This is a genomic window from Deinococcus yavapaiensis KR-236, assembly GCF_003217515.1.
GTDB classification, from domain to species: Bacteria; Deinococcota; Deinococci; order Deinococcales; family Deinococcaceae; genus Deinococcus_A; species Deinococcus_A yavapaiensis.
The window spans coordinates 183,380-207,478 of record NZ_QJSX01000007.1; the positions used below are offsets into that span (position 1 = coordinate 183,380).

The 24,099-nt window shown below is 66.1% G+C and carries 16 protein-coding genes; 11 read left to right on the top strand and 5 right to left on the bottom strand.

Going from position 1 to position 24,099, the window contains the following annotated elements; genetic code table 11:
- Positions 1 to 318: 318 nt before the first annotated feature.
- Positions 319 to 900 carry a hypothetical protein gene (locus tag DES52_RS10680; protein WP_110886802.1) on the top strand — a complete coding sequence of 194 codons (582 nt, stop codon included), beginning with the start codon at positions 319 to 321 and terminating at the stop codon, positions 898 to 900.
- A gap of 480 nt (positions 901 to 1,380) precedes the next feature.
- Here DES52_RS10680 and DES52_RS10685 read toward each other — a convergent pair whose 3' ends face one another.
- Positions 1,381 to 1,650: a hypothetical protein gene (locus DES52_RS10685; protein ID WP_146237258.1), complete on the bottom strand. Its 270-nt coding sequence runs from the start codon at positions 1,648 to 1,650 to the stop codon at positions 1,381 to 1,383.
- Between the two features lie 269 nt (positions 1,651 to 1,919).
- Here DES52_RS10685 and DES52_RS10690 point away from each other — a divergent pair, with 269 nt between their 5' ends.
- From DES52_RS10690 to DES52_RS10705, 4 genes are all read left to right on the top strand, one after another.
- Positions 1,920 to 2,120 carry a lysozyme inhibitor LprI family protein gene (locus DES52_RS10690; RefSeq protein ID WP_110886804.1) on the top strand — a complete coding sequence of 67 codons (201 nt, stop codon included), beginning with the start codon at positions 1,920 to 1,922 and terminating at the stop codon, positions 2,118 to 2,120.
- Between the two features lie 45 nt (positions 2,121 to 2,165).
- Positions 2,166 to 2,405, top strand: a complete 240-nt coding sequence (locus DES52_RS22555) for a hypothetical protein (RefSeq protein WP_146237259.1) — start codon at positions 2,166 to 2,168, stop codon at positions 2,403 to 2,405.
- Positions 2,406 to 2,466: 61 nt separating this feature from the next.
- The gene (locus DES52_RS10700) at positions 2,467 to 4,896 is read left to right on the top strand and encodes an ABC transporter substrate-binding protein (protein ID WP_170131007.1); all 2,430 of its coding nucleotides are present in this window, start codon (positions 2,467 to 2,469) and stop codon (positions 4,894 to 4,896) included.
- Positions 4,897 to 5,323: 427 nt separating this feature from the next.
- Entirely contained in the window at positions 5,324 to 7,939 is a 2,616-nt protein-coding gene (locus DES52_RS10705; protein ID WP_146237260.1) for a beta strand repeat-containing protein, read from the top strand.
- Between the two features lie 34 nt (positions 7,940 to 7,973).
- Here the strand turns inward: DES52_RS10705 and DES52_RS10710 are convergent, their stop codons facing one another.
- Entirely contained in the window at positions 7,974 to 9,683 is a 1,710-nt protein-coding gene (locus tag DES52_RS10710; RefSeq protein ID WP_146237261.1) for an AfsR/SARP family transcriptional regulator, read from the bottom strand.
- 619 nt (positions 9,684 to 10,302) lie between these two features.
- Between DES52_RS10710 and DES52_RS10715 the strand changes: the two genes are divergently transcribed.
- The 6 genes from DES52_RS10715 to DES52_RS10745 all read left to right on the top strand — a co-directional run bounded on the left by DES52_RS10715 (position 10,303) and on the right by DES52_RS10745 (position 19,025).
- A complete protein-coding gene (locus DES52_RS10715; RefSeq protein ID WP_110886809.1) occupies positions 10,303 to 13,452 on the top strand; it encodes an AAA family ATPase in 3,150 nt (1,049 codons plus the stop codon).
- A 59-nt stretch (positions 13,453 to 13,511) separates the two neighbouring features.
- Positions 13,512 to 13,784, top strand: coding sequence for a zinc ribbon domain-containing protein (locus tag DES52_RS10720; RefSeq protein WP_170131008.1), 273 nt, complete (start codon positions 13,512 to 13,514; stop codon positions 13,782 to 13,784).
- Positions 13,781 to 15,484, top strand: coding sequence for an FG-GAP-like repeat-containing protein (locus DES52_RS10725; protein ID WP_245900906.1), 1,704 nt, complete (start codon positions 13,781 to 13,783; stop codon positions 15,482 to 15,484). Before DES52_RS10720 ends, DES52_RS10725 begins: the two co-directional genes overlap by 4 nt.
- A 71-nt stretch (positions 15,485 to 15,555) precedes the next feature.
- Positions 15,556 to 16,011 carry a hypothetical protein gene (locus tag DES52_RS10730; protein WP_146237262.1) on the top strand — a complete coding sequence of 152 codons (456 nt, stop codon included), beginning with the start codon at positions 15,556 to 15,558 and terminating at the stop codon, positions 16,009 to 16,011.
- Positions 16,012 to 16,233: 222 nt separating this feature from the next.
- Complete coding sequence (locus tag DES52_RS10735) at positions 16,234 to 16,953, top strand: hypothetical protein (protein ID WP_245900908.1); 720 nt, start codon at positions 16,234 to 16,236, stop codon at positions 16,951 to 16,953.
- Positions 16,954 to 17,633: 680 nt separating this feature from the next.
- The gene (locus DES52_RS10745) at positions 17,634 to 19,025 is read left to right on the top strand and encodes a hypothetical protein (RefSeq protein WP_110886813.1); all 1,392 of its coding nucleotides are present in this window, start codon (positions 17,634 to 17,636) and stop codon (positions 19,023 to 19,025) included.
- Positions 19,026 to 19,425: 400 nt separating this feature from the next.
- Here DES52_RS10745 and DES52_RS10750 read toward each other — a convergent pair whose 3' ends face one another.
- From DES52_RS10750 to DES52_RS10760, 3 genes are all read right to left on the bottom strand, one after another.
- Positions 19,426 to 20,682 (bottom strand): VWA domain-containing protein, encoded by a 1,257-nt coding sequence (locus tag DES52_RS10750; protein WP_110886814.1) that lies wholly within the window; start codon positions 20,680 to 20,682, stop codon positions 19,426 to 19,428.
- On the bottom strand, positions 20,679 to 22,910 hold the full coding sequence (locus tag DES52_RS10755) for a DUF5682 family protein (protein ID WP_110886815.1): 2,232 nt from the start codon (positions 22,908 to 22,910) through the stop codon (positions 20,679 to 20,681). The genes DES52_RS10750 and DES52_RS10755 overlap by 4 nt, the downstream gene beginning before the upstream one ends.
- 88 nt (positions 22,911 to 22,998) lie before the next feature.
- Complete coding sequence (locus tag DES52_RS10760) at positions 22,999 to 24,084, bottom strand: ATP-binding protein (RefSeq protein ID WP_110886816.1); 1,086 nt, start codon at positions 24,082 to 24,084, stop codon at positions 22,999 to 23,001.
- Positions 24,085 to 24,099 lie beyond the last annotated feature (15 nt).

Sequence of the window (24,099 nt, forward strand, 5' to 3'; positions counted from 1 at the left end):
CTTGAGAAGGCGTCGCGGTACGAATCGCACCTCGAGCGGCAGTCGTACAAGGGCTGCACGAACTCGAAGTCGGGCAGCGGGCCAAGCGTCGCCCTTCGCGCACGAATCGGGCGTGGTCGGCCCCTTCTGGAGTCCAGGGGAATGCCGTCAACGTTGACCTCGCCGCCTTGTGCTATGAGAGCGAACGGTGGGGGAGCCGCTCCAGCTTCCCGCTGGCTCCTTGGAACGCCGCTCGACGCCGAAGGATGAAGGCGACGTCTGCAAGTGGATACAAGCTGTAAGACTGCCGTTGTGGTACAACGGTCGCGTGAAGTCCTGATGCTCGCAGAAGCCCCACCGCGTCAAGACAGCCCGGAGCCGCAAGCTCCGGGCACGCCTTGGTTGCTGCGCTGGGACCGCATTGCCCGGCAACGTGCCAAGGGAGCGCCGATCAAGCACACCGCGGCGCAAGCGTACCAGCTCGCTGCCCCGCTGGCCTTGGAGTGGGCGTCCGTGCGTGACACGGAGGACGAGGCGACCTTCCTGATCGAGGGCGGCAAGGCCACGCGAGCGCTCAACATGCCGTCTCGGCTGTGGGTGTGGTACTGGACGGAGAGCCTCGCTCCGATGGTGTTCGACGACCTCGACGTGCTGGAACGCCGACTCACGGATCCGCCCCTCCTCAACCCCAGGGGCATCCGACGACTGCTGGCAGAGGCGGACGGCGAGGTGGGGTGCGCGGTGCTGCAAGCGGCGATGTGGGCGACGAACGTGCGCTGGGCGATGCTGCGGAGCGTGCAGAGCATCCCCGACTTGGAGCGCATGGTGCTCGAAGAGGGGCCGCCCAGTGAGGACAGCACCTTGTACTGGACGCAGCTCCTCGGCTTCGCACAGCAGCAACATACCGTTCCGAGACGGTGAATCGATGCCATTTTGGAGCCTCACTACCGCCACGTAATTGAGGTGAAGCGATACGGCGTTCCTCGGCGAGTCTCCGGTTCTCGACCTCCATGGGGCCGAAGGCGGCATGCCGCCGTTTGCGATTATAAAAAGCCTCGATGTCTCCGAGGATCACATGCCGACGGGCGGCGTCATCTCCTCGAGGTCGTCCTCGTGAAGGGCATCGAAATGAACGGATTGACGCTCGACGCGAGCCAAAGGAAACGGGATTAACCATCGCGTTCCTTGAGGGGAGATCACGATCAGGTAGCGAGGAGTTGATTGGTTCGTGGAGAATAGCCCTCCATGGACGACGCCAACCTTCATTCTCATCGTCAGGTACGCTGGCAATCCCCAAGGACTCGATCCTTCTCCAAGCCAGGAAGACGTGTGGCTCCGCTCGATCAAGTTGTCCATCCGGCTTGACGTCATTGTCTGTCCTCGCGTCTCTGAGCCCACGTTTCAGTCCGTCGAACGATTCTGGGGAGTGGAGGAGGGCATGGCGATCTGAAAGGCGTCGTAGAACGCTTTGGACACGGTGGATGCCGTGCTGGACGCGACGGGAAACCAGCCTCGCTTGATCAGTACCCGGACGTTCACGCCTTCGATGTGCCGACCGTACACTTGGAGGTGCACGCGGAATCCGGCACGTACGAGCTTCTCGTGCATGAGTTTCTCGGTGATGGAAAGGTCATCCCAGAAAGCCGGATGTGGTCTGGGTTGCAGTCGCATGAATCAGTGTGCGCTTCCAGGGGCGGCAACATTCGCTTGCAGCCTTCTTTGTGGCGTCCCTGTGAAGTGCTCGACGAGCAGGACCGCTTCTCCCAAGCTCCAGCGGGGTCTCGAAGCTCCTTCTTGCACCGTCACCCTGATAGCCTTTCATGCCCTTTGACGTCCCTTGAGCGCGGGAGCGATTGGACACGCGAACGCATCGAAGCCACCTCGCCTCATCTGCTCGTTCGAACGGTAGGGCGGGGGTGTAACGTGACGGCGAAGGACTTATGAACCCCAGCTTTGCCACCGTCATCGCCGCCGCTTTGATCGCCTCCATGGCGGACGCGCAAAACGACTGCGACGGTGACTTGTCGGATTTCGACGCGGTGTACTGCTCCCAGAAGTTGGCCGTGCAAGCTGACAAGAACCTCAACGCGGTCTACCGAAAGCTCGTTACAGCGTTGACGGTGAGCGCTCGCGGCACGTGACGCGCTTATCAGCGTGCGTGGATCGTGCGGCGAGACGCTCGAAGCGTGCTGACGCGTGACGGCTTAGAGTACGTGTGGATCGACCGCGCGACGGACTTGACGGTGTCACGCACGAACAAGCTCGACGACCGCTCGCGCGAGTGTCTCAGCAGCGGTTGTTGCGGGCGTCTCAGCGAAGCAGACGCCTGCAACAACTCCATCATCTCCGGCAGGCCGAGCAAGGACACCAGGCCCGGCTGGGCGCCTCGGTTGCCGCGCTTGAATGTACAACCTCTCATCTTTTGACGGGCCCTTGACGCTCGCTCGTGAATACTGCGGCGTCTCATCAACCAAAGGAGTGTTGTTCATGGTCTTACACCCGCGTCAAGGTTCTCTCCGTCTTGCCTCCAGTCTTGGCCTCGTCACGTTGGGTCTCGTCGCGTGCAGCCCCAGCGGTTCCACCCCGCCTCCCCCCACCTTTACTGCCGTCACGAGCACGAACGACTCGGGCGCGGGAAGCCTTCGCACGCTCCTCACGACCGCCAAGAGCGGGGACACGCTTCGCTTCACGACAAGCGGCACCGTGACCCTGGCGGCGCCACTCGTGCTCGACAAGAACGTGACGATCGAAGCCGACGAAGGCGTGAACGTCGTGTTGCGCGCGGCCGGACAAGTATTGAGTGTGAACGCGAACACCACGGCGCGCGTTCGTCGCCTCATCCTGAGCGGCGCGAACGCCGCGCCGCTCGCCGCGCAGCAAGTCGTCGCGCCTCGCTTGGGCGGCGTCATCTCGAACGAAGGCAACCTCACCCTCGACACGGTCACCGTCACGAACGGACGGGCGACGGGCGGCGGCGGCATCTGGAACAAAGCCAACGCCACGCTGGAACTCGTCAACGTCACGATCAGCAACAACGCGGCCGAGTTGCTTTCGAACTCCGCCGACCCGGCGAATCTCGGGCAGGGTGGCGGTATCCTCAACGACGGCGCCGTGCGGTTGCAAAGCGGAACGATGTCGAACAACACGGCGACCGTGGCGGGCGGCGGCATCTTCAACCGTGGCGCCGGGACGTTCACGCGCACGGGCGGCACCGTCGCGAACAACACGCCCGATCAAATCAACCCCGATCCTGCCTTGACCGAGCGTGATTTCGTGTGGCCGAGCGACTGGACGGTCAGCAGCCCCGGCGAAGCGCGTCGAGGTGGCACGCTTCGCCAAAGCATCACCTCCAATTACCTGACCGCCAATCCTTTCACGGCGGCGGACGCTCTTTCCATTCCTTCCCAACTCGGCAGCGCCGGGCTTCTCGTTCAAGATCCACGCACGGGCGACTTCGTGCCGTACATGGCGCAGAGTTACACGGTGTCGAGCGACGGCCTCACGTGGGATTTCAAATTGCGGCCCGACTTGAAGTTCTCGGACGGCTCTCCGATCACTCCCGACGACTTCGTCTCGACGGTTCGAATTCATCAGGACGAAGCGGTCGGCTCGAGCGCCCGCTTGACCTTCACGGGCGTGACGATTTCGAAGACCGGCTCGGACACCTTGCGCGTCGTCTTCGCCACGCGGTCGGCGTCCACGCCTTCGCGCCTGTCGTTCACTCCGTGGCCCGACAAAATCTTCGGGTCCGCTTACCGTTCGGGCGGCGCGAACGCCGTGAAAGCCTTGTGGCCTCTCACCGTGGATCCCGCCACGGTCGTTTCACCCGGACCGTTCAAGCTCGCGACCATCAGCGCGGGAGGGGCGGGCGCCACCTTCGTTCGGAACGACTTCTTCGGCGAGTGGAACGTGGATTCCGCGAACAACCCGCTTCCGTACCTCGATGGCGTCACCGTTTCCAAAAGCGCGACTTCACCGCTCGACGACTTCCTGGCCGATCGTATCGACCTCATCGGCCTCGGCTCTTCACAGCTCGACGCGGTGCGCGGTCAAGCGGGGATCGTCCTCAAAGAGAATTACAGCGCGCAAGCGGCGAGCACGTGGATCACGTTCAACATGAACCGCGCGTCCGACCCTGAAAAGCAGCGCCTCTTCCGAGACGTGAACTTCCGTCGAGCGATGAGCCACCTCGTGAACCGAGCACGAATCATCCAGGAGGTGTTCGGTGGTGCGGCCGAACCCGTGTACACGTCCGTCTACCCCATCTTCGACGAGTGGATTTCACCGACGGCCTCGAAGTACGACTTCAACGTCGACGAAGCCAAGCGTCTGCTCGCCACGCTCGGCTACGACCGGATGAACGCCGAAGGCTTCTTGACGAACGCGCAAGGGCGCGTCCTCGAATTCGATCTTGAGACGAACCCTGGCCAGCGTGAAGCGCTCGTTCGCATTTTCGCCGAGGGCGCGCGCTTGGCGGGAGTGAAGGTCAACCAGAAGATCATCGACTTCAACATCCTCGGGCAGCACTTGACCTCGACGGGCGACGACCGACCCTTCGACGCGATTCTGCTCGGCCTTTCGGGTGGGAACGATACCTGGCCGGTCGGGGGAGTCAACGTGACGCCGTGCACCGGCAACCTGCACGCCTTCAATCGCTCGGGTGCGTGCTTGTTCGATTGGGAACGTGAAGCTGAACGCTTGTACCTGGAGGGAGACGCTGAACTCAACTCCGTGCGGCGCCGACAAATCGGATACCAACTTCAGGACCTCGAGTCGAGTCAGCAGCCGTTCATTTACCTCGCGGCGCCCAAGGCGAGCGTCGCGTGGCGTTCACGCGTGCGCGGCGAGCTGCCCGAACGTCTCGCGAACGCGTACAACGGCACGCGCTTCTTGCCCCTCACTTGGATTGGCAACTGAAGACCTCCGATGGAACGCTCGCGAGCGTCCACAACACGTGAAGCATTGAGGTTGCCTTCTTCCACTCGATAAGGTCGAGTGGAAGAAGGCAACCTTCGCGTCGGCATCGTCGAGTCATGGAAGCATGACCTTGGGAAGCCGAAAATCTCGTCCTACGCGTTTGCTCCACCGACTTGAGCGAGCGGCGTCCGGTTCACCTCGGGTGGGGAGGACCACGAGCGGAGCTCGGCTTCGTTCGTGCCGCGCTTCGCGTGTTGACGGCAATTCACCATGGCCGACATCGCGGATGAACGTCGCGCTTCGCCTCGGCGAGCACGTCAGGGGGCACGCCGGCTTACGTTTGGTGGCGCTTCTCTCATCTTTTGACATCGGCTTGACGGCCCTTCTCGCATACTGCGGCGTCTCGTCGATCAAAGGAGAACTGCACGTGCTTACACGCAACACCTTCAGGGATCTTCGTCGTGCCGTCGGCTTGTCGCTCGTCACGCTCGCGCTGGCTGCTTGCGGACCGGGCGTGACCACGCCGCCCCCACCCACGTTCACGGGCGTCACGAGCAGCAACGACGCTGGCGCGGGAAGCTTGCGAGACACGATCGCGAATGCCAAGGACGGCGACGTGCTGCGCTTCACGTCCAGCGGCACGGTAGACCTTCAAACCTCGGTCGTCGTGACGAAGGACGTCACGATCGAGGTGCAAGAAGGCGCGAACGTCACGCTTCGCCACACGAACGGCCCCGTGCTCGACGTGCGTGAAGGCGCGGTCGTCACCTTGCGCGGCCTCACCCTCGACGGCGGTGGAAGCGCCACGCCGTTGCAGACTCCGCCTTACAGACTCGGCGGGTTGATCGTCAACGCGGGCACCCTCACCATCGAAAGCGGCACGACCCTCACGGGAGGACGCGCCAATGGCGGCGGCGCCATTTACAACAAAGCGGGCGCCACCTTGACGCTCCGCGGCGGCACGATCAAGAACAACACCGCCAGCAACCTCGGCAGCGGCTCGGACCTCGGCGACGGCGACGGAGGCGCGATCTTCAACGAAGGTACGTTCACCATGACGGGCGGCGAAATTTCCGGGAATGAAAGCTTCGCCACGGGTGCGGTCATCAACGAGGGAACGTTCACCTTGTCCGGCGGCGTCATCGAAAACAACCGATGCACGCGACCCAACGACGACACGGCGCGTGGTTGCGGCGGTGGCGGCGTGTTCAACGAAGGCACTTTCGTGATGGAAGGCGGAACCATTCGCGGTAACCGTTCCACGCAGTTCGGCGCGGGCGTCGCGAATTACGGACCCAATCCCCCTCCGTCGTTCACGTTGCGGGGCGGCACGATCGAGAACAACGCCATCGACCCCTTGCCTTCGACGGGCACGCGCGCACCTCGCGATCCGTTCGGCGGCGGCGTCGCGTCGGGCGGCGTCTTGGTGATGGAGAACGGCACGGTGCGCGGCAACTCGGCCGCGCAAGGACGTGGTGGCGGTCTCGCCGTCGAGGGTGCGTCCGCCGAGATTCGCGGCGGCGTCATCGAGAACAACACGGCCGCCGCCGCCGGTGGCATCTTTTTCGTCGACGCCGAGGCGCGCGCGGGCGTACGCACGATTTCAGGGGGAACGATTCGTGGCAACGTCGTCACCGGACGACCTGCGAACGGCACCCTCTCGTTGCTCACGCCGAACGGAGCCGGCATCGCGATCTTCCAAGCGAACGTCACGATGTCGGGCGGCACGATCGAGAACAACACGGGTGCCATCAACGGCGGGGGTGTGCGCGTGTTCAGCCCGAGCACGTTCACGCTGTCGGGTGGAACGATTCGCGGTCACACGGCCGAGCGTGGTGCGGGCGTGCAATCCGACGGCACCTTCACGATGACGGGCGGTCGCATCGAGAACAACACCGCGAGCGTCACGGGCGGCGGCGTCGCGAACGCAGGCACCTTCGCGTTGCAAAACGGCACGATCACGGGCAACACGGTTGGCGCGGCGCAAGGCAACGAAGGAGCGGGCGGCGTGCGCACTTACGCGGGCACAACCTTCACGATGAGCGGCGGCACGATCTCGAACAACACCGCGCGGCGAGGCGGCGGCGTCGTGGGAGACGGTCCCTTCCAAACGTCCACGGCGGCGCAGGTGAAGATCACCGGGGGCGCGATCACGGGCAACACCGCGACCGTGAACGGCGGCGGCGTGAACGCCTTCAACCTCGACTTGACCGGTGGAACGATCTCGAACAACACCGCGCGAGACGCGGGCGGCGTCGACATCACGGGGGCGTCACAAGCTCAGAACATCGCGAGCTTCTCGTTCTCGGGAGGCACGATTTCCGGTAACACGGCGCGTTTCGGCGGTGGCGTGCGCTTGATCGACGCGACGGCCACCATGAGCGGTACGGCCGTCGTGAGCGGAAATCGCACGGTCGCGCCGAGCGGTGAGACGGGCGCCGCGGGCGGCTTCCAAGTCAACAACTCGACCTTCACCTTGGCGGGCGGCACGATCGAAAGCAACGCCTCGGACTTCGGCGGGGGCCTCGACGTGTTCGGCGCGGCGCCGTTCACGATGACGGGCGGCACGATTCGGGGCAACACGACCACGCGAAATGGCGCTGGGATCAGCTTGGGAACGACGGGTGTCGTGCGCCTGTCGGGCGGCACGATCGAGAACAACGCCGCGTCCGATGTGGGCGGCGGCTTCATCGCGTACGCGAGCGATGGACGCACGATCAACATCACGTTGAGCGACACCCTCGCGATCAAGAACAACACCAGCCGCTTTTGCGGAGCGGGCGCACACGCGAACGCCGCGCAAACAGGCGCGGTGAACATCACGATGACAGGCGGCACCATTTCCGGCAATGGATCGCAAGAGACGGGCGGCGGCATGTGCTTTCTCACGAACGCACGGCTCGCACTTTCGGGCGGGTCGATCACGGGCAATACGGCGGCCACGAACGGCGGCGGTCTCTTCTTCGGCAACGGCAGCCGCTTCAATCGTACGGGCGGCACGGTGAGCGGCAACACGCCCAATGACGTCTTCCCGGGGCCGTAACACCTCGTGGGCGAGCGTACGCTCGCCCCGCGCCTCAAGGCAAGCGCGTCGCCTTGAGGCGCTCGTACCACTGAGGAACGGTCGGGTCGCTCGATACCACGCCGCGCACGTTCTCCTCGGCGTTCACGGCCCACTGCAACGGGTCGATCGTCAACGCCGCCGCCGCCCACTCGAACTTCACGTTGCCGTTGTCCGTGAGCGGCAACAATTCCTGCGAGATTCGCAGCGCGCGCTCGGCTTCGTGCGACTCGCCCATCCAATGCAACGCCAGCGCGCTGCACGTCCACGACGTCGCCGCGCCGGTCACGTTCACGCTTTCACGTTGCGGCGCGAACGCCTCGAACGCCGTTTCGAAGTCGCGCCGCAGCAAATGCGAAAAGCCGAGGGCGTTCACGAGGTGCGACGAGAAGGTGGGCGCGCCGTACATGAGGCCGTCACGCGCCAGCGACAAACTGCGCTGCGGATCGCCCGTGATGTTGAAGTGCCACAGCATGAACGAAATGACTTGCGGCAGCACGAACGGATCGTCGTGCTGCCGCGCGGCCTGCAACGCCAACTCGTGCCAGTGACGCGCCGCGCGGTACTGCTGCGTGGCGTCTCCGACGCGCGCCAAAATCGCGTACAACATCGCCGGTGAGTCGAGCGCGGGCAAAGTTCGCAGCGCGCCGCGCGCGATGCTCGCAGCGCGGTCGTGCACGCCCAGGATGACGTTGCTGTACGCCGCCGTGAAAGCCACTTCACTCGTCGGTTCGTCCACGAGGGTGAGGGCGCGCTCGGCGAGGTGTCGTCCGCGGTGGTACTGCCCTTGATCGATGGCGAGGTTTGCCAGGACGTCCATCGCGAGCGCCGCCGTCAATCCTTTGGAGTGCCGCTGCAGAATCTGCCGCGCGATGCTTTCAGCGCCCGCATGGTCACGAAGGCGATAGGTGCTCAGCACATCTTGACTCCACGCGGTGGCGTCCAGCGGACGACGTGGTAAGAACGCCACGGTCACGGCGCGTCCCAAGTGATCGAGGAGGGACGTTCGGTACGCGCGTTGTTCCTCGCTGTTCGCGGCGTCTTGACGTTCGCGGCGTTCTTGCGCCGTCAACCACAAGTCGTGCGCGGTGCGCTGCATGGCCCGCAGCAGTTCCTCGTCGGACGGTCCACGCCGAGCGTTTTGAAACGCCGTCCAATGCGTGAGCACCTGCGGATGGTGCGGTGCGAGATGAAACGCTTGACGCAACAGCACCTCGGCTTCGGGCAAGGAAGCGGCGGCCGCGTGCGCGAGCAAGGCTTGCAAGTGCTCTTCGAACAAGCGTGACTCCGTCACGTCCGCCCATTCCAACCACGCTTCCGTGCCAACGTGACGGTAGCCGGACATGAACTCCTGCCAATACGACACGAGCGCGCTCGTTTCACGGGGAGGATGACGCACGTCCACGTGGACACGTGTAACGTCGAGCGCGAGGTGATCGCGTTCGATCTGCAAGACGTCCTCGTGCGGACCGAGCGCTTTTCTCAGTTCGGACAGCGCCGTTCGTAGACTTTGCAGCGTTCGCTTCGTGTCGCCAAACCAAATGAGGTCGGCGAGTCGCGACCGTGTCGAAGGCCCGTCGAGCGCGAGGATGGCCAGCAAGCGCAGCATGCCTTTCCCGACCGTGACGTCATGCTCACCCATCATCAAGCGTGGCCGCCCGAGAAGATGCAGTCGAAGAACTTCGGCACGGGTCGAGGTCGGTGGACTGGAAGCAACTTCAGGCACGGGAGAGGCTCCTCCTTGATTTTATAGGCACCCAGCGTCCGATCGTATGTGGACGCGGGTGGCCGCACGAACGTAGACCAACGGTGCTCGCATCACTTCTCGACCCGTGCCGCGCGTCGACAGACTCTCGTCGAAGAGCACAAGACATGTTGAAGTGTGCCAACGAAAGCGTCAAAACAGCGTCAAAACATGAGAATGCACGCGCGCTTTATAGATTGGGCACGGATTCGAGTGCGCGAGGCGGGCAGCCAGGTCGACCTGCCGAACGTGCTGCCACGCCATCGTCGACCTCGCCTTCGACTCCGCTGACGACCTCGTCGAAGCTGCCCGGCACGTTGCACTTCACGTCCGTCCACGCCAACTCAACCCGATATGTCACGACAGGCGAACCAGGAACGAGGCGTTCAGCGCGAGAAGAACCTTGAGGGGCGAGACGAGCCGGTCTTCACGCTTCGGCGAGATCACGTGGTCCTTGGGCGTGCGACAGGGCGACTCGCGAGAGAGCACAATAGAACTCTGGTGGAGCCCAGCCTGCTCACGGTTCCGCCAAGCAGGAGAGGAGGCACGAAGTCATGCCGTCCACACCTTCGCCCCCCGAAGTTCGTCGCCGCGTCCTCGCATGAACCCGCAGCTCGCCGATCTCGCCGTGCGGATGCGCGCCCTGACGGCACGTCGAAGCGGCCTTGCGGTGGGCCTGTGGGGAGAGCCGGGGATCGGCAAGACGCACGCGGCCCGAAATCTGCTGCTCGGCACGCCCTGTCGTAGCTTGAGCGTGCCCGCGGCCACCTCACCGGCAGAATTGGCGCGGAGCCTGCACCGACCGGCGCGGTTGCCCGCGTGGGTGAGGCGGGTACTCGAACGGCTGGAAGCGGGCGAAGAGCTGGAGAATGCCCGCGCGGTGGACACCTTGGGAGCGGCCTTGGCAGCGCTTTCTCCCTTCGTGCTGCACTTGGAGGACCTGCACGAGGCCGACTCGGGGGGGCAGCGCCGAGTGGCCTCGCTGGCCTCGCTGATCAGGCGCGCCCGCGGTGTGGGGCTGCTGGTGACCAGCCGCGTCCCGCCTCCCGAAGAATTGGAACCGTTGAGGCTCTGGCCTCTGGATCGACCGGAATCCGACGCGCTGTTGGAGGCCGAGGCCGCCTCCGCGTTGCCCGCCGAGGCGCGAGCGTGGCTGTTCGGGCACGCGGCGGGCAATCCCCTCTTCACCTTGGAGTATTTCCGATTGCTGGCGCGCCAGGGACACCTCTGGAACGACGGTCACCGCTGGCACTGGCGCGCTCCTCAGGGCGATCCCACGCCCGTGATGGTCGAAGCGCTGATCGAGCAGGCCGTGCTGAACGCCAGCGCCCTGCCGACACTCGCCGAGGTGATCGCGTGCAGGGCGCTGCTCCCGGTCGGCGCGGACCGCGCCTTGCTCGTCGTACTGACGGGTTTGACTCAGGAGGCGTTGACCGAGGCGGAACGCGAGTTGGAGCGGCAAGCCGTCTTCTCGGGAGGCGAGTTCACCCACCCGCTGTACCGCGAGACGGCGCTCAGGACGCTGCTGCCCCAACGCCGCCGCCGACTGGCTCGGCGGGCCCTGGCGGCGTTCGGGCACGACTTGCCAGCCGCGAGCCGTTTCGTGGAGGCGGCGGAGCTGGACTCGGAGGCCGCGCAGGACTGGCTGCTGAGGGCGGCGGACCAGCGCGGCGCGGCAGGCGACGAGGTGGGAGCCGCTCGGCTCTGGGCGCGCAGCTTGCGCTACGCGACCCCCGAAGTGGCCGCCCGCAGGGCGCTGGCGGCGGCGTCCCGACTCAAAGAGGTCGACGTGCCGGAGGCGACACGCCTCGCCGAGCAGGCCGTGCAGGCACCTCGGCAGCGCAGCGAGGCCCTCTGGCTGCTGTCCGAATTGCTGGCGGCTCAAGGCCGTGGCACCTTGGCCGAGCAGCGGCTGATGCAGTTGCCTTCCGGCGAGCGCGAGGGAAACGCGTTCTGGGCGCGCGTGCTGACGCTGCGCGCCCAGAACAACGGGCGTCTGCTGGAGTTGCTCGATGAGCACCCCGGCGTCCTCGCCCACGCTGACCCGAGCACCGCCTGTCAAGTCGGCCGCTCACTGGCTTACTGCGGTCGGGCCACCGAGGCCGAAGCGGTCGCTCGGCATCTGCTCGCCCGACCGGGCGACGATCCCGGCGCGCGGATCATGGGCCTCAAGGTGCTGTCAGTGGTGGCGCAAGTTCGAGCCGACTTCACGGCGATGGAGCGGCTGGAACGCGAGGTGCTGGATTTGGTGCGGCCCACTGGGAATCTACGCCTGATCGACGCCGCGCTGTTCAACCGCGCGATGGCCTTGGGTACGCTGGGGCGCTACCGCGAGCAGACCGCCTGCTTGGAAGAAGCGCTGAAGGTGTGTCAGGACCTCGGCGATCCGACCGCCTCGGCGATCGCGCAAGTCGCGCTCGGCAGTGCGCTGAGCGAGGCGGGCGAGTACCAGCAGGCCGAGACGCTGCTTCAAGACGCCCGCTCCTTCTTGGAGAGCTTGGACGTGAGCGGTTATCTGGTGGACTGCGAGTGCGCCCTGAGCGCGCTGTATCAAGCGTGGCAGCCGCCCCACGGCCGAGTGCTGGCGACCCGTTACGCTCGGGCCGCCCTGTCCCACGCCCAAGAGTTCAACGATTCGCGCTCGCTGGCCGAGAGCCTGCCGGTCGCCGCGCTCGCCGAGTCTTGGGCGGGTCAGCCCACGTCGGCGTTGGCGCTGGCCGATCAAGCGGACGCGCTCGCCAACCAGCTGGACATGCCGCAGATGAGCCGAGCCGCTCACGCGGCCCGTGGGGTCGCCCTGATCGCCCTCGGTCGTCCGGACGAAGGAGCCGAAGCCCTGCGAGCGGCCGAGCGGTTGGCGCGAGACATGGGCGATCTGCTCGCCGCGCACCGCACCGGCCTGCAACTCGACCGCTTGCACGGCGACTTGGCGTCTGCCAGGAAGCGGCTGACGTGGTTCGAACGACGGGGACTGGGAGCAGGCGCCGATCTGGCGCGGCGATTGTTCCCGGACTTGAAGCCGACGCCCGAGCGAGGCGCGCCTCGCTCGAAAGAATCGATCCACGGTCATCCTGCCCAGGAGAGCTTGCCCGCTCCTCTTCGGCTCGAAGCCCTCGGCACCCTGCGCTGCGGCGTTGCGGGTCAACCGAGGTTGGTGAGGGGGCACAAGCGCCGCGAGTTGCTGGCTTGCTTGCTGGAAGCCCGCCTGGCGGGCCGCTCGGAAGTGACGCGGCTTGGGCTGCTCGACTTGCTGTACCCCAGCCACGACGAGCAGTTGGCGAGCGCCGCGCTGCGCGACATGGTGCATCACCTGCGCGCCGAGTGCGGCCCTCACCTGATCCTGACCACGCCCGGCGGTTACGCGCTCGGCCAAGTCAGCAGCGACGCCGAGGACTTCCTGCGAACAGGCGACACGCGCCTGTGGCGCGGAGTGTACCTGGCCAGTGAAGGCGCGGACCACGGGGACGACACGGTGAGGAGCGCGCTCTGCTTGGCGCTCGGCGAGCGGGCGGAAGCGTTGCTCACGAGCGACCCTGCCGAGGCGGCGCGGCTGGGCCGCCTGCTGCTGGCCGCCGATCCTTACGACCATACCGCCCTCGGCGTCACGCTGAACGCGTTGCGTGCGCTTCACAACCACCGCGGCCTGACCCAGACGTACGGGCAGGCCCGAGCGCGTCTGCTGGAGGTCGGCGAGCGACTGCCGGAGCACTGGGCCGATTACCTGGCCGTCAGAAGCGGCGGAACACCGTGACCGTCTGACGGGCGTCTCACAGCGTCGCCTTCACAGTGAGCGTGAAGGAGGCGGCGCCTGTGGAAGACGGGAAGGGGAAGAACGCGGCGAAGAGCGACGAAAGGTTGGCCTACCGCCTGTGCCCACGCTGCCTGCGGGCCGTTCCCGCCACCTCGGGCGAACGGTACTGCGTCAACGACGGCGTGCGACTGCTCGAAGCGTGCCCTCGGTGCGGCGCGCCCATCGCCTCGCCTTACGCCCGCTTCTGTCCGCGCTGCGGCGCGCCGCTGGCCGAGAACGGCTCGGCCTTGACGTCCAGGTCCTCTCAACCCACGTCCCAGGAGGAACCGTGAACCGTTCGACTTCCCTGAAATCAAGCTTGATCGTCTTGCTGTGCGCCGGACTTGCCTCCGCGCAAGAACGCGTCGGCAGCCACTCGCAGCCGCTGACCGTCAAGAACGTGCGCCTCTGGACCCAGAATGGCAACACCGTGCCGGTGTGCTGGGAAACACCAGGCTACGCCCGTGAAAAGGCCATCGTGCAAGCGGCCGTCATCAGCACTTGGCAGTGGCACGCCAAGGTCAACTTCACCGGTTGGGGAGCCTGCCCGACGGGCGGCATCGGCGGCAGTGCCACGGTGAAACAGGTGCGGGTGCGCATCACGGCGCAAGGCACCGCGAACGCGGGAGCCGGAGGCTCGGCGCGGCTGGGCATGGACGCCCTCAGCAGCGCCAACGACAACGATCCGGGCGTCTCGCTGTCGTTCAACCCTGACGGCAGCGCGAATCGGGGACGCGTCGAGTACGTCGGCGTTCACGAGTTCGGCCACGTGCTGGGATTCGTTCACGAGCAGGACACCCCCGGCAACCCTGAAGGACCGGCTCGTTGCGCCAGTCCAGGCAACGAACCGAATTCGACGTCCCTCACCGCTTACGACCGCGATTCAATCATGAATTACTGCAACCGCGACGGCAATATGACCGGCAACCTCACCGACATCGACATTCAAGGAGTGCAGGCCGTGTACGGCGTCCGCTTTCCGAACCTCGCGGCACGAAACACCTGCGCTTCGGCCCTCACTCGGCAGACCGCCTCGGTCGCCTGGGCTTGGAACGACGGCAGCAACCAAGCTTCCATCGCCCTCTTTCCATCGTCAGGAACGAAGTTCACCGACCGCGCCGTGCTGAGTTCACGTGACGGCGGGTGGGGCGACTCGGTGAAGTGGTTCGCCGGTGATTTCAACGCCGACGGCAAAAGCGACATCGGAGCGGCGTGGAACAACGGCGGTCACGCCACCCTCACGATGCGGCTGTCCACTGGCAGCGCTCTTCGTCAAGCGCACTGGCTGATCGAAGCGGGAGGCTGGATCGACACCACCATCTACTTGCCGGGTGACTTCAACGGCGACGGCAAAACCGACGTGGCCGGCGTGTGGAACAACGCCGGCAAGGTCTCCATCGCGGTCTTCTTGTCGGACGGCCAGAAATTCACAGGTTGGACGCAGTGGAGCGACCGTGACGGTGGTTGGGCGGAGACGGTGAAGTGGTTCGCCGGAGACTTCGACGGTGACGGCAAAAGTGACATCGGCGCCGCCTGGAACAACGGTGGCCGCACCACCCTGACCGTCCGCGCCTCGACCGGCAGAAGTTTTGTCGCCGCTCACTGGCTGACCGACGCGGGCCGCTGGACGGACACCGCCGCCTTTGTCGCGGGCGATTTCAACGGTGATGGTCGTGCCGACGTGGCGCGGCTGTGGAATGACCTCGGCAACAACTCCACCGACGTCACGTTGTCGAACGGCAGGGCCTTTCAGGGCGCTTCGGCTTGGAGTACGCGCGACGGCGGTTGGATTCAGGGAGCGGCCGTCAAATGGATCGCGGGCGATTTCAACGGTGACGGCAAAACCGATATTGGCGCGGCCTGGAACGATCAGCAACTGAACACCCTGACGATCCGCGCCTCCACCGGAAGCAGCTTTGCCCCCGCCCACTGGGCAGTTCGCGCCGGCGGCTGGCGTGACTCGGCCGCTTGGTGTGCCGGGCACTTCCAATAGCCTGCGCCGAAACCATCCCGCAGGGAAGCGCGGGTGTTCGACCGCGCTTCCCTGCCTCCCGAAGGAGACCCATGTCCGCTGCCCCATTGTCTCGTTGGCTGACTGCCTTGTTGCTGAGCGTCTGGACGGGTGAAGCCGTCGCTCAGCAGGCTCCTTCCGAACCCGCGTCCCGTTCCACGCTGCTGGGATTGCCCCTTTCCGATGCCCCGCGGCGCTTGACCAGCGGCGCCGGCTACGTGGCCGAGATCGCCCAGATGAACAAGGGCGCCCTCTCTTGGACGTTGGGCCCGTGCCGCCGTTATGAGCTGTTGTACTGGACGACCGCCCTCAAGGTTCAGCCCTCCGTGGCGCTCGCCCATTTCAAGGCCGCGGTCCACGCGGCAGGCTGGAAACAAACGACGGTCGCGGACTTCACGCCGCTCGGAGGGCTGGAGGCGTTCGTGCTCAGCAAGGACGGCCGGCGGGTGCTCGCTTCGGTGGTGCTCGGCCGTGGCCCCAGCCTCTCGCTGTGCGAACTGCCGCGCTAACTCCACGCCTGCGCTCGCTCCTCGCGAGGAGGTGACGACCACCAAGGCGCTGGCCCTGCTTCCCGTGACCTTCCCGTGCTGACCGCGTATTTCCGCTCACCCGCCTCGACCAGCAGATCGACCATGGGACGCCGACGCTCGGCGCCTTCCTGAGCTCGGTCGTAGCGCCCGCCATCCTCGCCCACCTTGCCGCCCTCATCCAAAGAAGCGCCGGGAGTCCCCATGAAAAAGATCACCCTGCTTGTCTCCGCCCTGCTCGTCCCCGCCTTGCTCGGCACCGTCGCCCTCGCGGCAAGTCCGACCTACAGCGTGATCGTGAACGGGCAGGTGGCCCCCGATCAGGCCATCGTGATCGGCGGCAAGACCTACGTGCCGCTCACGGCCCTGAAGCTGCTGGGCGTGAGTTCGAGTCTGAAGGGCAGTACCCTCACGCTGGGAGCACAGAACGCCGCGGCAATCGCGCCCGGTGGAGCCAATCAGCGCGCCTCGCTGGAAGGCTGCGTCGGCGAGACGCTCTTCAACGGCGTCTGGCGGATGACGGTGAGGAAGGTGGAGGCCATCGGGCCCGACGTCGGGCTCGGGCCCGGCTGGGGCGTCACCGTCGAACTCAGGAACGGCACGACGACCAAGACGAACTTGCACGACACGGGGTTGGAGAACATCGACTTGTCGCTGCCGAACGGCAACACCTTGACGTTCGAGGAACGGACGGCCGAGGAGGGCTTCATCTACAAGGAACTGGCCCAGGCCAGCGGCGTGACCTACCAGTTGCGCTTCCACGTGCAGGACACCCGGGCACCCGCCAGCAGCGTGCCTCGTCCGGCCAAGCTGACGATTCAGCTCAACCCGGCACGCCTGACGGCGGGCTACCTGATCGCGGGCAAGGTCGCCTACACCACGCCTACCCCCAGCTTCCGGGTGCGGCTGGATTGCCAGAAGTGAGCTCACCGGCAGTGTGTGAAGTCGACTTCAGTCGCGTCTACGTTCCTGACAGGGAGGCCCGAAGGGCAGGCAGCGCGAGAGGACGCACGCGCATCTGCTGGAGAAGTGCTGCGTCACCGGGGCGTCGTCCGCAGGGAGTACAGTATGGATGAGCCAGGCTCATGGCAGCCGGGAGAACAGGGCCTATGCTGGAACTCGAGGTTCGGCTTTTCGAGACGCTCCAAGTCACCTGCCACGGACACTCCGTGACGCCGCCGCACGCTCTGTGTCAGGACGCCGTGGCCTGGAGTGGCCGTGACGCGAACTTCGACGTCCACGACGGGGGCGACCTCCGGCCAGGGAACGCCGACGCCCTCAAGAACCGGGTGATGCACACCTGGGAAATGCTGCAGCCCCATTCGCCGGGGTGCGTCCGTCAACTCGACGATGGACGAGGAACAAGACCGCGTCCGGGCACTGGAGCGCGACCACCACGAGCGGCTCGCACGGGTCAAGGCCGGGATGACCCGCAGAACGTATTCAGCGTCGACCAGGACATTTTGATGTGAGGAGGCCGTGGAGCCAGCGAAGGCCTGCTGGCCAGCTGAGCACGGCCACACCGTCGAGCCCGCGAAGGGTGTCAGCCTGTTCTCCCGCTCCTCACCTTTGCCTCTGTCTTACCGCGACCCGTGGAGGCTCTTATGCAGAAGAAGTCGATCAGCCGCGCGCTTCTCGCTCTGGCCCTGGCGCTCACTGTGGCGGGCGTCACCCACTCCCAGCCCGTTCCGCTGGTGAACAACACCGGCGCGCTCGCCCGCGGGTGCCGCACCGGCACCCTCGCCCGCATCGATCCGCAATGGGTGAGCGTGGAAGCCAGCGATCGGCCCCGAGTCGCGGAGGGCACCGTCACCCTGAGCAAGGTCACGCACGAGGACAACCCCGCAAATCACACCAGCCACGACTGGAACTTCGACGTCGTGCTCGACCCCTCCTACCAAGGGCTGCACAGCGACGCCAATCCCGTCGAGGATGGCCAGCGTCAGATGGAGATGGAGTGGGAGACTCGGTATTTCCCGCCGCAGTTCTGGCCGGTGGCCGGGGACCGCGTCTGGCTGATGGGCCGCTGGATCTTCGACTGCGGTCACCCACCTTACCGCACGGAGATTCACCCGCCGAAAGCCGTGGCGTTCACGCGCCTCGAACCCACCTTGTTCCCCGGCCAGACCATGCCCGCCCTCACGAACCGGACGTACGTGTACGTGCACGGACGCAGCGGGTATTACCGCTCGCCGGTCGCCACGCAGAATTACGAGTTCGACGTTCCCCTGCCTCCCAAACCGTTTGTCGACACGCCCCTGCGCCGCAACGAGTTGCGCGCCGAGGTCCTGTCCCTTCCCTTCGGCGGCCCGCGCCCCATCCTCACGCCCCAGCCAGCGAACAACCCCACTCGCGTGCACGTGGTGTACCCGCTCGCGCTGGGCAACCCGGACCCGAACCTCCGCTTCGGAGCGGTGCTCGCGGTGGGCTGGCAGGAAGTCGCTCGGCGCCCGGCTCTCCCTCTGGGGGACCTTCGCCAGGGGAGCGGCCCTCCCCGGTTCCGGCAGTTGCGGGTCACGTTCGACAGTCTGAAGATCAACGAGGACCATGATCCTCTCGCGTCGGGAGAGTGGAACTTCTGGGTCCGGGCGGGCAGCACGTGGTTCGAGGTGCGTGGGCTGGGGGACGTGGATGACGGCGACACGATTCAGATCCGGCAGTCGACGACGTTCATCGTGCCGGAGAACGGTTCGTGGAGCGTGCAGACGACTGGCTGGGAAGATGACTGTGACGACCGCTTCAGCGACTCGGAAGCGGAGGCCGAGCGGAATGACGCCTCGCTGGCCGACTTGCAGTGCTTGCTGGACGGCAACGACCGAATCGGCACGTTGAACCGGACGTACACGTCATCCTCGAACTTTGGTCTGGGAGCGCACGATGACACGTCCGCTCGCAATGGCGACTCGGACACGCAGAGGGATTTCAACTTGCGCTACCACGTGGAGGAAGTGGCGCGCTACCCGCAGGCGGGAATACAGCCTCCGGTCAATCGCTGACGATCAGCACGCCCGAGGACTCGTTTCACGCCCGGTCATGCTCCCGGAAATCCTTCCAAAATCACCCGCTCACTTGCAGGGGTTCGGCACACGGCGGGGACATCATGGGCAAGCAACGGAAAAACTGGCCGACACCAAGAAGCAGATGGCGGGTTGCTGAGTCCGGCTCAACTTCTCGTCGTCTACGAGGAGCCCTCCGCATCTGAGCAGCTCACCGCCCCTTTCCCGAGCCCGACGAACACACGCGCGAGTAGCAGATTCCCGAGAACGACAGAGCCATCTTGAGGAGCGTCTGGCGGCCACGAGTGCGCGGTTTTCGTGGCCGCCCCGACGCTTTCTTTATGGCTGGAGGCACACTACTCCGGCGGTGGAAGTCGCGGCCTCGCAACGGGCGGGCTCCTCAAGTTCCGGTTGTCGCCTCCGCTTTGGCGCGCGCCGTGACGATGCCGCGCGCGGCCGCAAGGGTGCCGATGTCCGCGCCTTGCAGCGACGCCGCCATCAACTCCGGGAAGAAGTCCGGCGTGCACGCGAAGACCGGGATGCCCAGCGCGGCGAGGCGAGCGGCGTTGTCGTGGTCGTAACTTGGCGTGCCGTCATCGTCGAGGGCCAGCAGCACGATGACGCGCGCGCCCATCTCGCGGAATTCGCCGAGGCGCCGGATCATCTCGGCGCTGCCCGCTCCTTCGTACAAATCGGAAATCAAGACGAAGGTGTGCTCCTCGGGATTCGTCAGCAAGCCGCGGCAGTACCGCAAGGCGAGGGGCGTGTCGTTGCCACCGCCGAGTTGCACGCCGAACAAGACGTCCACCGGGTCGGCGAGGTGCTCGGTGAGATCCACGACCGTCGTGTCGTACACGACGACGTTCGTCTTCAACGCCGGAAGGCTCGCCAGGACCGCGCCGAAGATGCCCGCGTACACGACGCTCGACGCCATGCTGCCCGACTGGTCCACGCACAACGTGACCGCTTTGAGTTGCCGCCGTGCGCGGCTGTAGCCGACGAGCCGCTCGGGAATCACGCTGCGGCGCTCCGGATCGTAGGTGCGTAAGTTCTTCAGCAGCGTGCGGCCCCAGTCCACTTCGTTGTGACGCGGGCGCGCGTTGCGCTGCGAGCGGTTCAAGCTGCCCGTCACGGCGCTGCGCAGCGGTTCGGCCAGGCGCGCTTGCAAGTCGTCCACCACCCGCGCCACGACTTGCCGCGCGAGCGCCTTGGCTTGGTCGGGCATGGCGTCTTTGAGGCTGAGAAGGGTGGCGGCCATGTGCACGTCCGGCTGCAAGTGCTCCATGAGCTCCGGTTCGAGCAGCAGCGTCTTGAGGTTGAGGCGCTCCACCGCGTCGGCTTGCATGACTTGCACCGCCGACTGCGGAAAAAGCTCGCGCACTTCTCCCAGCCACGCGGCCACCGCCGGAGCGCTCTTGCCGAAGCCGACGTTGCGGTGCGACTTGCGGACCTTCTGCGGCTTGTCCGTTCGCATCGTGAAGGGCGCGCCGTCGTACAGCGAAGCCAACGTCGCGTCCAAGCGGCGGTCGTGCTCGCCCAACGTGCAGCCGGTGCCGTCCGCGCTTTCACCGCTCGCCGTTTCGCCGCCCAGCAGCAGCCGCCAGCGACGCAAGCGCTCCAATTCGGGCGTCGAGTTCTCCGGAGTCACGTCCGTCATGGCGCGCCTCCCACGGGCGACGTCACGCCCAGCATTCGCAGCACGATCGGTACCACCTCGGCTCCCAAGAGGTCGTTGATTTCAGTCGCTTCCTTCGTGCGTTCCAAGCCACGCAGTTCCTCTCCCAACCTTTTGCGGGCGTGCGGCTCCAAGCGCGACAGGGCGCGCCGCAAGGAAGGCAGCACGTCGGTGAACGCGTCCGCGTCGAGCATCACCACCCAGGCGTCCAAGAGCGCCAAGACCGTCGGGTCGTGGCGCAGCGTCGAGCCGTCCTCCCCGATGAAGCCCACCAGCCAAGCTGCCACGTCCAGCGGCGGCGCGCCTTTGGCGAGCGCCAACTCGAGTCGAGCTTGAACGTGCTCGGCGTTCAGCTCTCCTCGGTCGCGTAGGCGGTTCACGGCGTCGCCCCGCAAGAGCGGCGCGTTTCCCTCCGCGTCGAGGGCGTGAAGCGCCCGAGTCCATTCGGCGCTCGCTTCCGCGTCGTCGAGGAGGCGCACGGCCGCGTCGGCCTGCGCGATCTGAGCGTGCAAGGCTTCCGCGGCTTCGCCGTTCAAGCCGTGCGCCGCGTTCGGCAGTCCGGCGGCGGCGCGCGCCACGAGCGTGCGAAACACCGGCCGCAAGTCGTCACCGTCACGTTGCCGCACGTCTCCGTACCGAGCGAGGCGCGCGAGTGACGGCAGCGATTCGAGCAGCGCGGCCGTGTCCGCCTCGGCGGCGCGCGCGTTGAGTCGAGCGAGCGTGAACGCGGCGGCGCTCGGCAGTCCGCTCAGCCGCGCCACTTCCAGCAACTCGGAGAGCGCCGCGAGGTCCGGGGCTTGCCGCGCTTTCGACGCGACCGCCGTGTTCGCGGCGCGCACGAGGGTGTTGCCGTGACGGCTCGCCTCGACGACGCGCACGCTGAACTCCGGTTCCCAGCGAAGCGTCCAGGTTTCCTTGAAGGTGCCCGCGCCTCGACTGGCCGCCGCTTTCGCCCACGGCACGCCGAGCACGTTCAAACGGTGGAAGAGTTGCGAACGACTCAAGCCGACGTCCTCGCGCAAATCGAGGACTTGTTCGCGCCTCACCGCTTCACGCTTGAGGCGCAGCCGCGTCAGCGTGGCCGCGAGGTCTTGTTCGAGCGGCACGGCGGGCACGCCGGAGGGCACGCTGCCGAGCACTTCGCCGACGAACAACTCGTCGGTCAAGAGGCGCAGCGGCGTATCCGAATCCCACGCGAACACCGCGCGCGTCGCGTCCGTCAGCTCGTCGAGGCCCGCCAGGCTCCGCCCTCGCAAAGTTGCGAGGGCTTCGGCGAGGCGCACCGCGTCGATGACTTGAGCGCTCGACGCGTCCAGTCCGTGCGCGCGCAGCAAGCGGGCCGAGCGCGTCAACCAGCGCTCGCTGACCTGTTCGGACGCGCCGAACAAATGCGCGTACCAACCGGGCGACGTGACGCCCGCGCCGTACCCGCTCGCTTGCGTGAGTCGCCCGTGCGTCCACGGAGTGATGGTGAGGGCCACCTTCGCCTTCGCCAGGTTCTTGAGGCGCGCCACGTCCGCTTTCGCTTCGCGCGTCAGCACGTCCTGCGTCAACGCGGGCGCGTGCCACGCGCCGCACACGACGGCGACGCTGCCCCGCTTGAGGGCTCCGCGAATGGTGTGGCGCATGTGCGCTTCCCGCACGAGGTCGCGCTCGGACGTGTGGTGCTCGTCGCCTTCGCGCACGGCCGTCATGACGTCGGCGATGGCGGAGAAGACCGCTTCGCCTTCACCTCGAGACTCCACGAGGGCGTCCCACCAGCGTTCGAAGTCGCTGTAACCCGCCGCTCGCGCGAGCAGCGCGAGCGGATCGGCGCGCACCGCGTCCGCAGGTTCGATCGACGTCGATGCGGCGTCCACGTCTACCTCCGCCCGTGCCCCTTCTGCTTCTTCGGTCGAAGCGAGGGTCACGGCGGCCGGCACGTCCATGAAGGCGACGTTCACGCCGCGCGCGAGCGCCCAACGAATCGCCACGAACTCCGGGCTGAACTCGGCGAGCGGGTAGAACACGGAGCGTTCGGGGCGCCCTTGCACGTGCGCCATGACCGCGACGGGCGGCGTGAGCGCCGCGTCATGCAAGAACGGCAGCAACCCATCGGCGTCCACGGGTCCCTCGACGAGCAGCGTGGCAGGTGGATTGGCCTCCAGCGCCCGCGCGACGCTGCGCGCCGACCCGGGGCCGTGGTGACGAATAGGGTAAAGGGTCAGCATGAAACTCGGACGCTCCGAGCCGAGGAGCCTTCTTTCTTCACCTCGTCACCGAAGTGCTTCCTCTTCGTCTGCACGTGGCGCTCCACCTTCAGCTCACTTCCCGGCACGCCGCGTAGAAGTCCTTCCAGCCCGACCGCTTCTTGACGGCCGTCTCCAAGTACTCGTTCCACACGACTTGGTCCTGCACCGGGTCTTTGATGACAGCGCCGATGACGCTCGCGGCGACGTCGCGGCTGTTCATCGCTCCGTCTCCGAAGTGAGCGGCGAGCGTCAAGCCGTTCGTGACGACGCTGATGGCCTCGGCGACGCTGAGGCTGCCGCTCGGCGTCTTGAGTTTGATCTTGCCGTCCTCCGTGACGCCCGCGCGCAACTCGCGAAAGACCGTCACGACGCGCCGAATCTCGTCGAGCGCCGGGGGCAGCTCGGGCAGACCGAGGCTGCGGCCCAGCGATTCCACGCGGCGCGTCACGATTTGCAGTTCGTCTTCCAAGCTGTCCGGCACGGGCAGGATGACGGTGTTGAAGCGGCGTTTGAGGGCGCTCGAAAGGTCGTTGACGCCTTTGTCGCGGTTGTTGGCGGTCGCGATGAGGTTGAAGCCGCGCACCGCTTGCACCTCGCTGTTGAGCTCCGGAACGGGCAGCGTCTTTTCCGAGAGGATGGTGATGAGGGTGTCTTGCACGTCGCTTTGCACGCGCGTCAACTCTTCGAGGCGCGCGATCTTCCCTTCGCGCATGGCGTGCATGACGGGACTTTCCACGAGGGCCGCTTCGCTCGGTCCTTCGGCGAGCAGTCGCGCGTAATTCCAGCCGTACCGAATGGCGTTCTCGTCGGTGCCCGCCGTTCCTTGTACGAGCAGGGTGCTGTCCCCGGAGATGGCGGCGGCGAGGTGCTCGCTCACCCAGCTTTTGGCGGTGCCGGGCACGCCGATGAGCAGCAACGCGCGGTCGGTGGCGAGGGTCGCGACGGCGATCTCCATCAAGCGCGTTTCACCGACGTACTTCGGCGTGATCTCCACGCCGCCGACATGCCCGCCCATCAAGTACGTCAAGACGGCGCGCGGACTGAGCTTCCACTTCGGAGGGCGAGGATGCCGGTCGTCCTCGGCGAGGGCGGCGAGTTCGTGAGCGTACGCTTGCTCGGCGTGCTGGCGCAGGACTTCAGGGGCGCTGGTCATGAAAAGCTCCTTGGA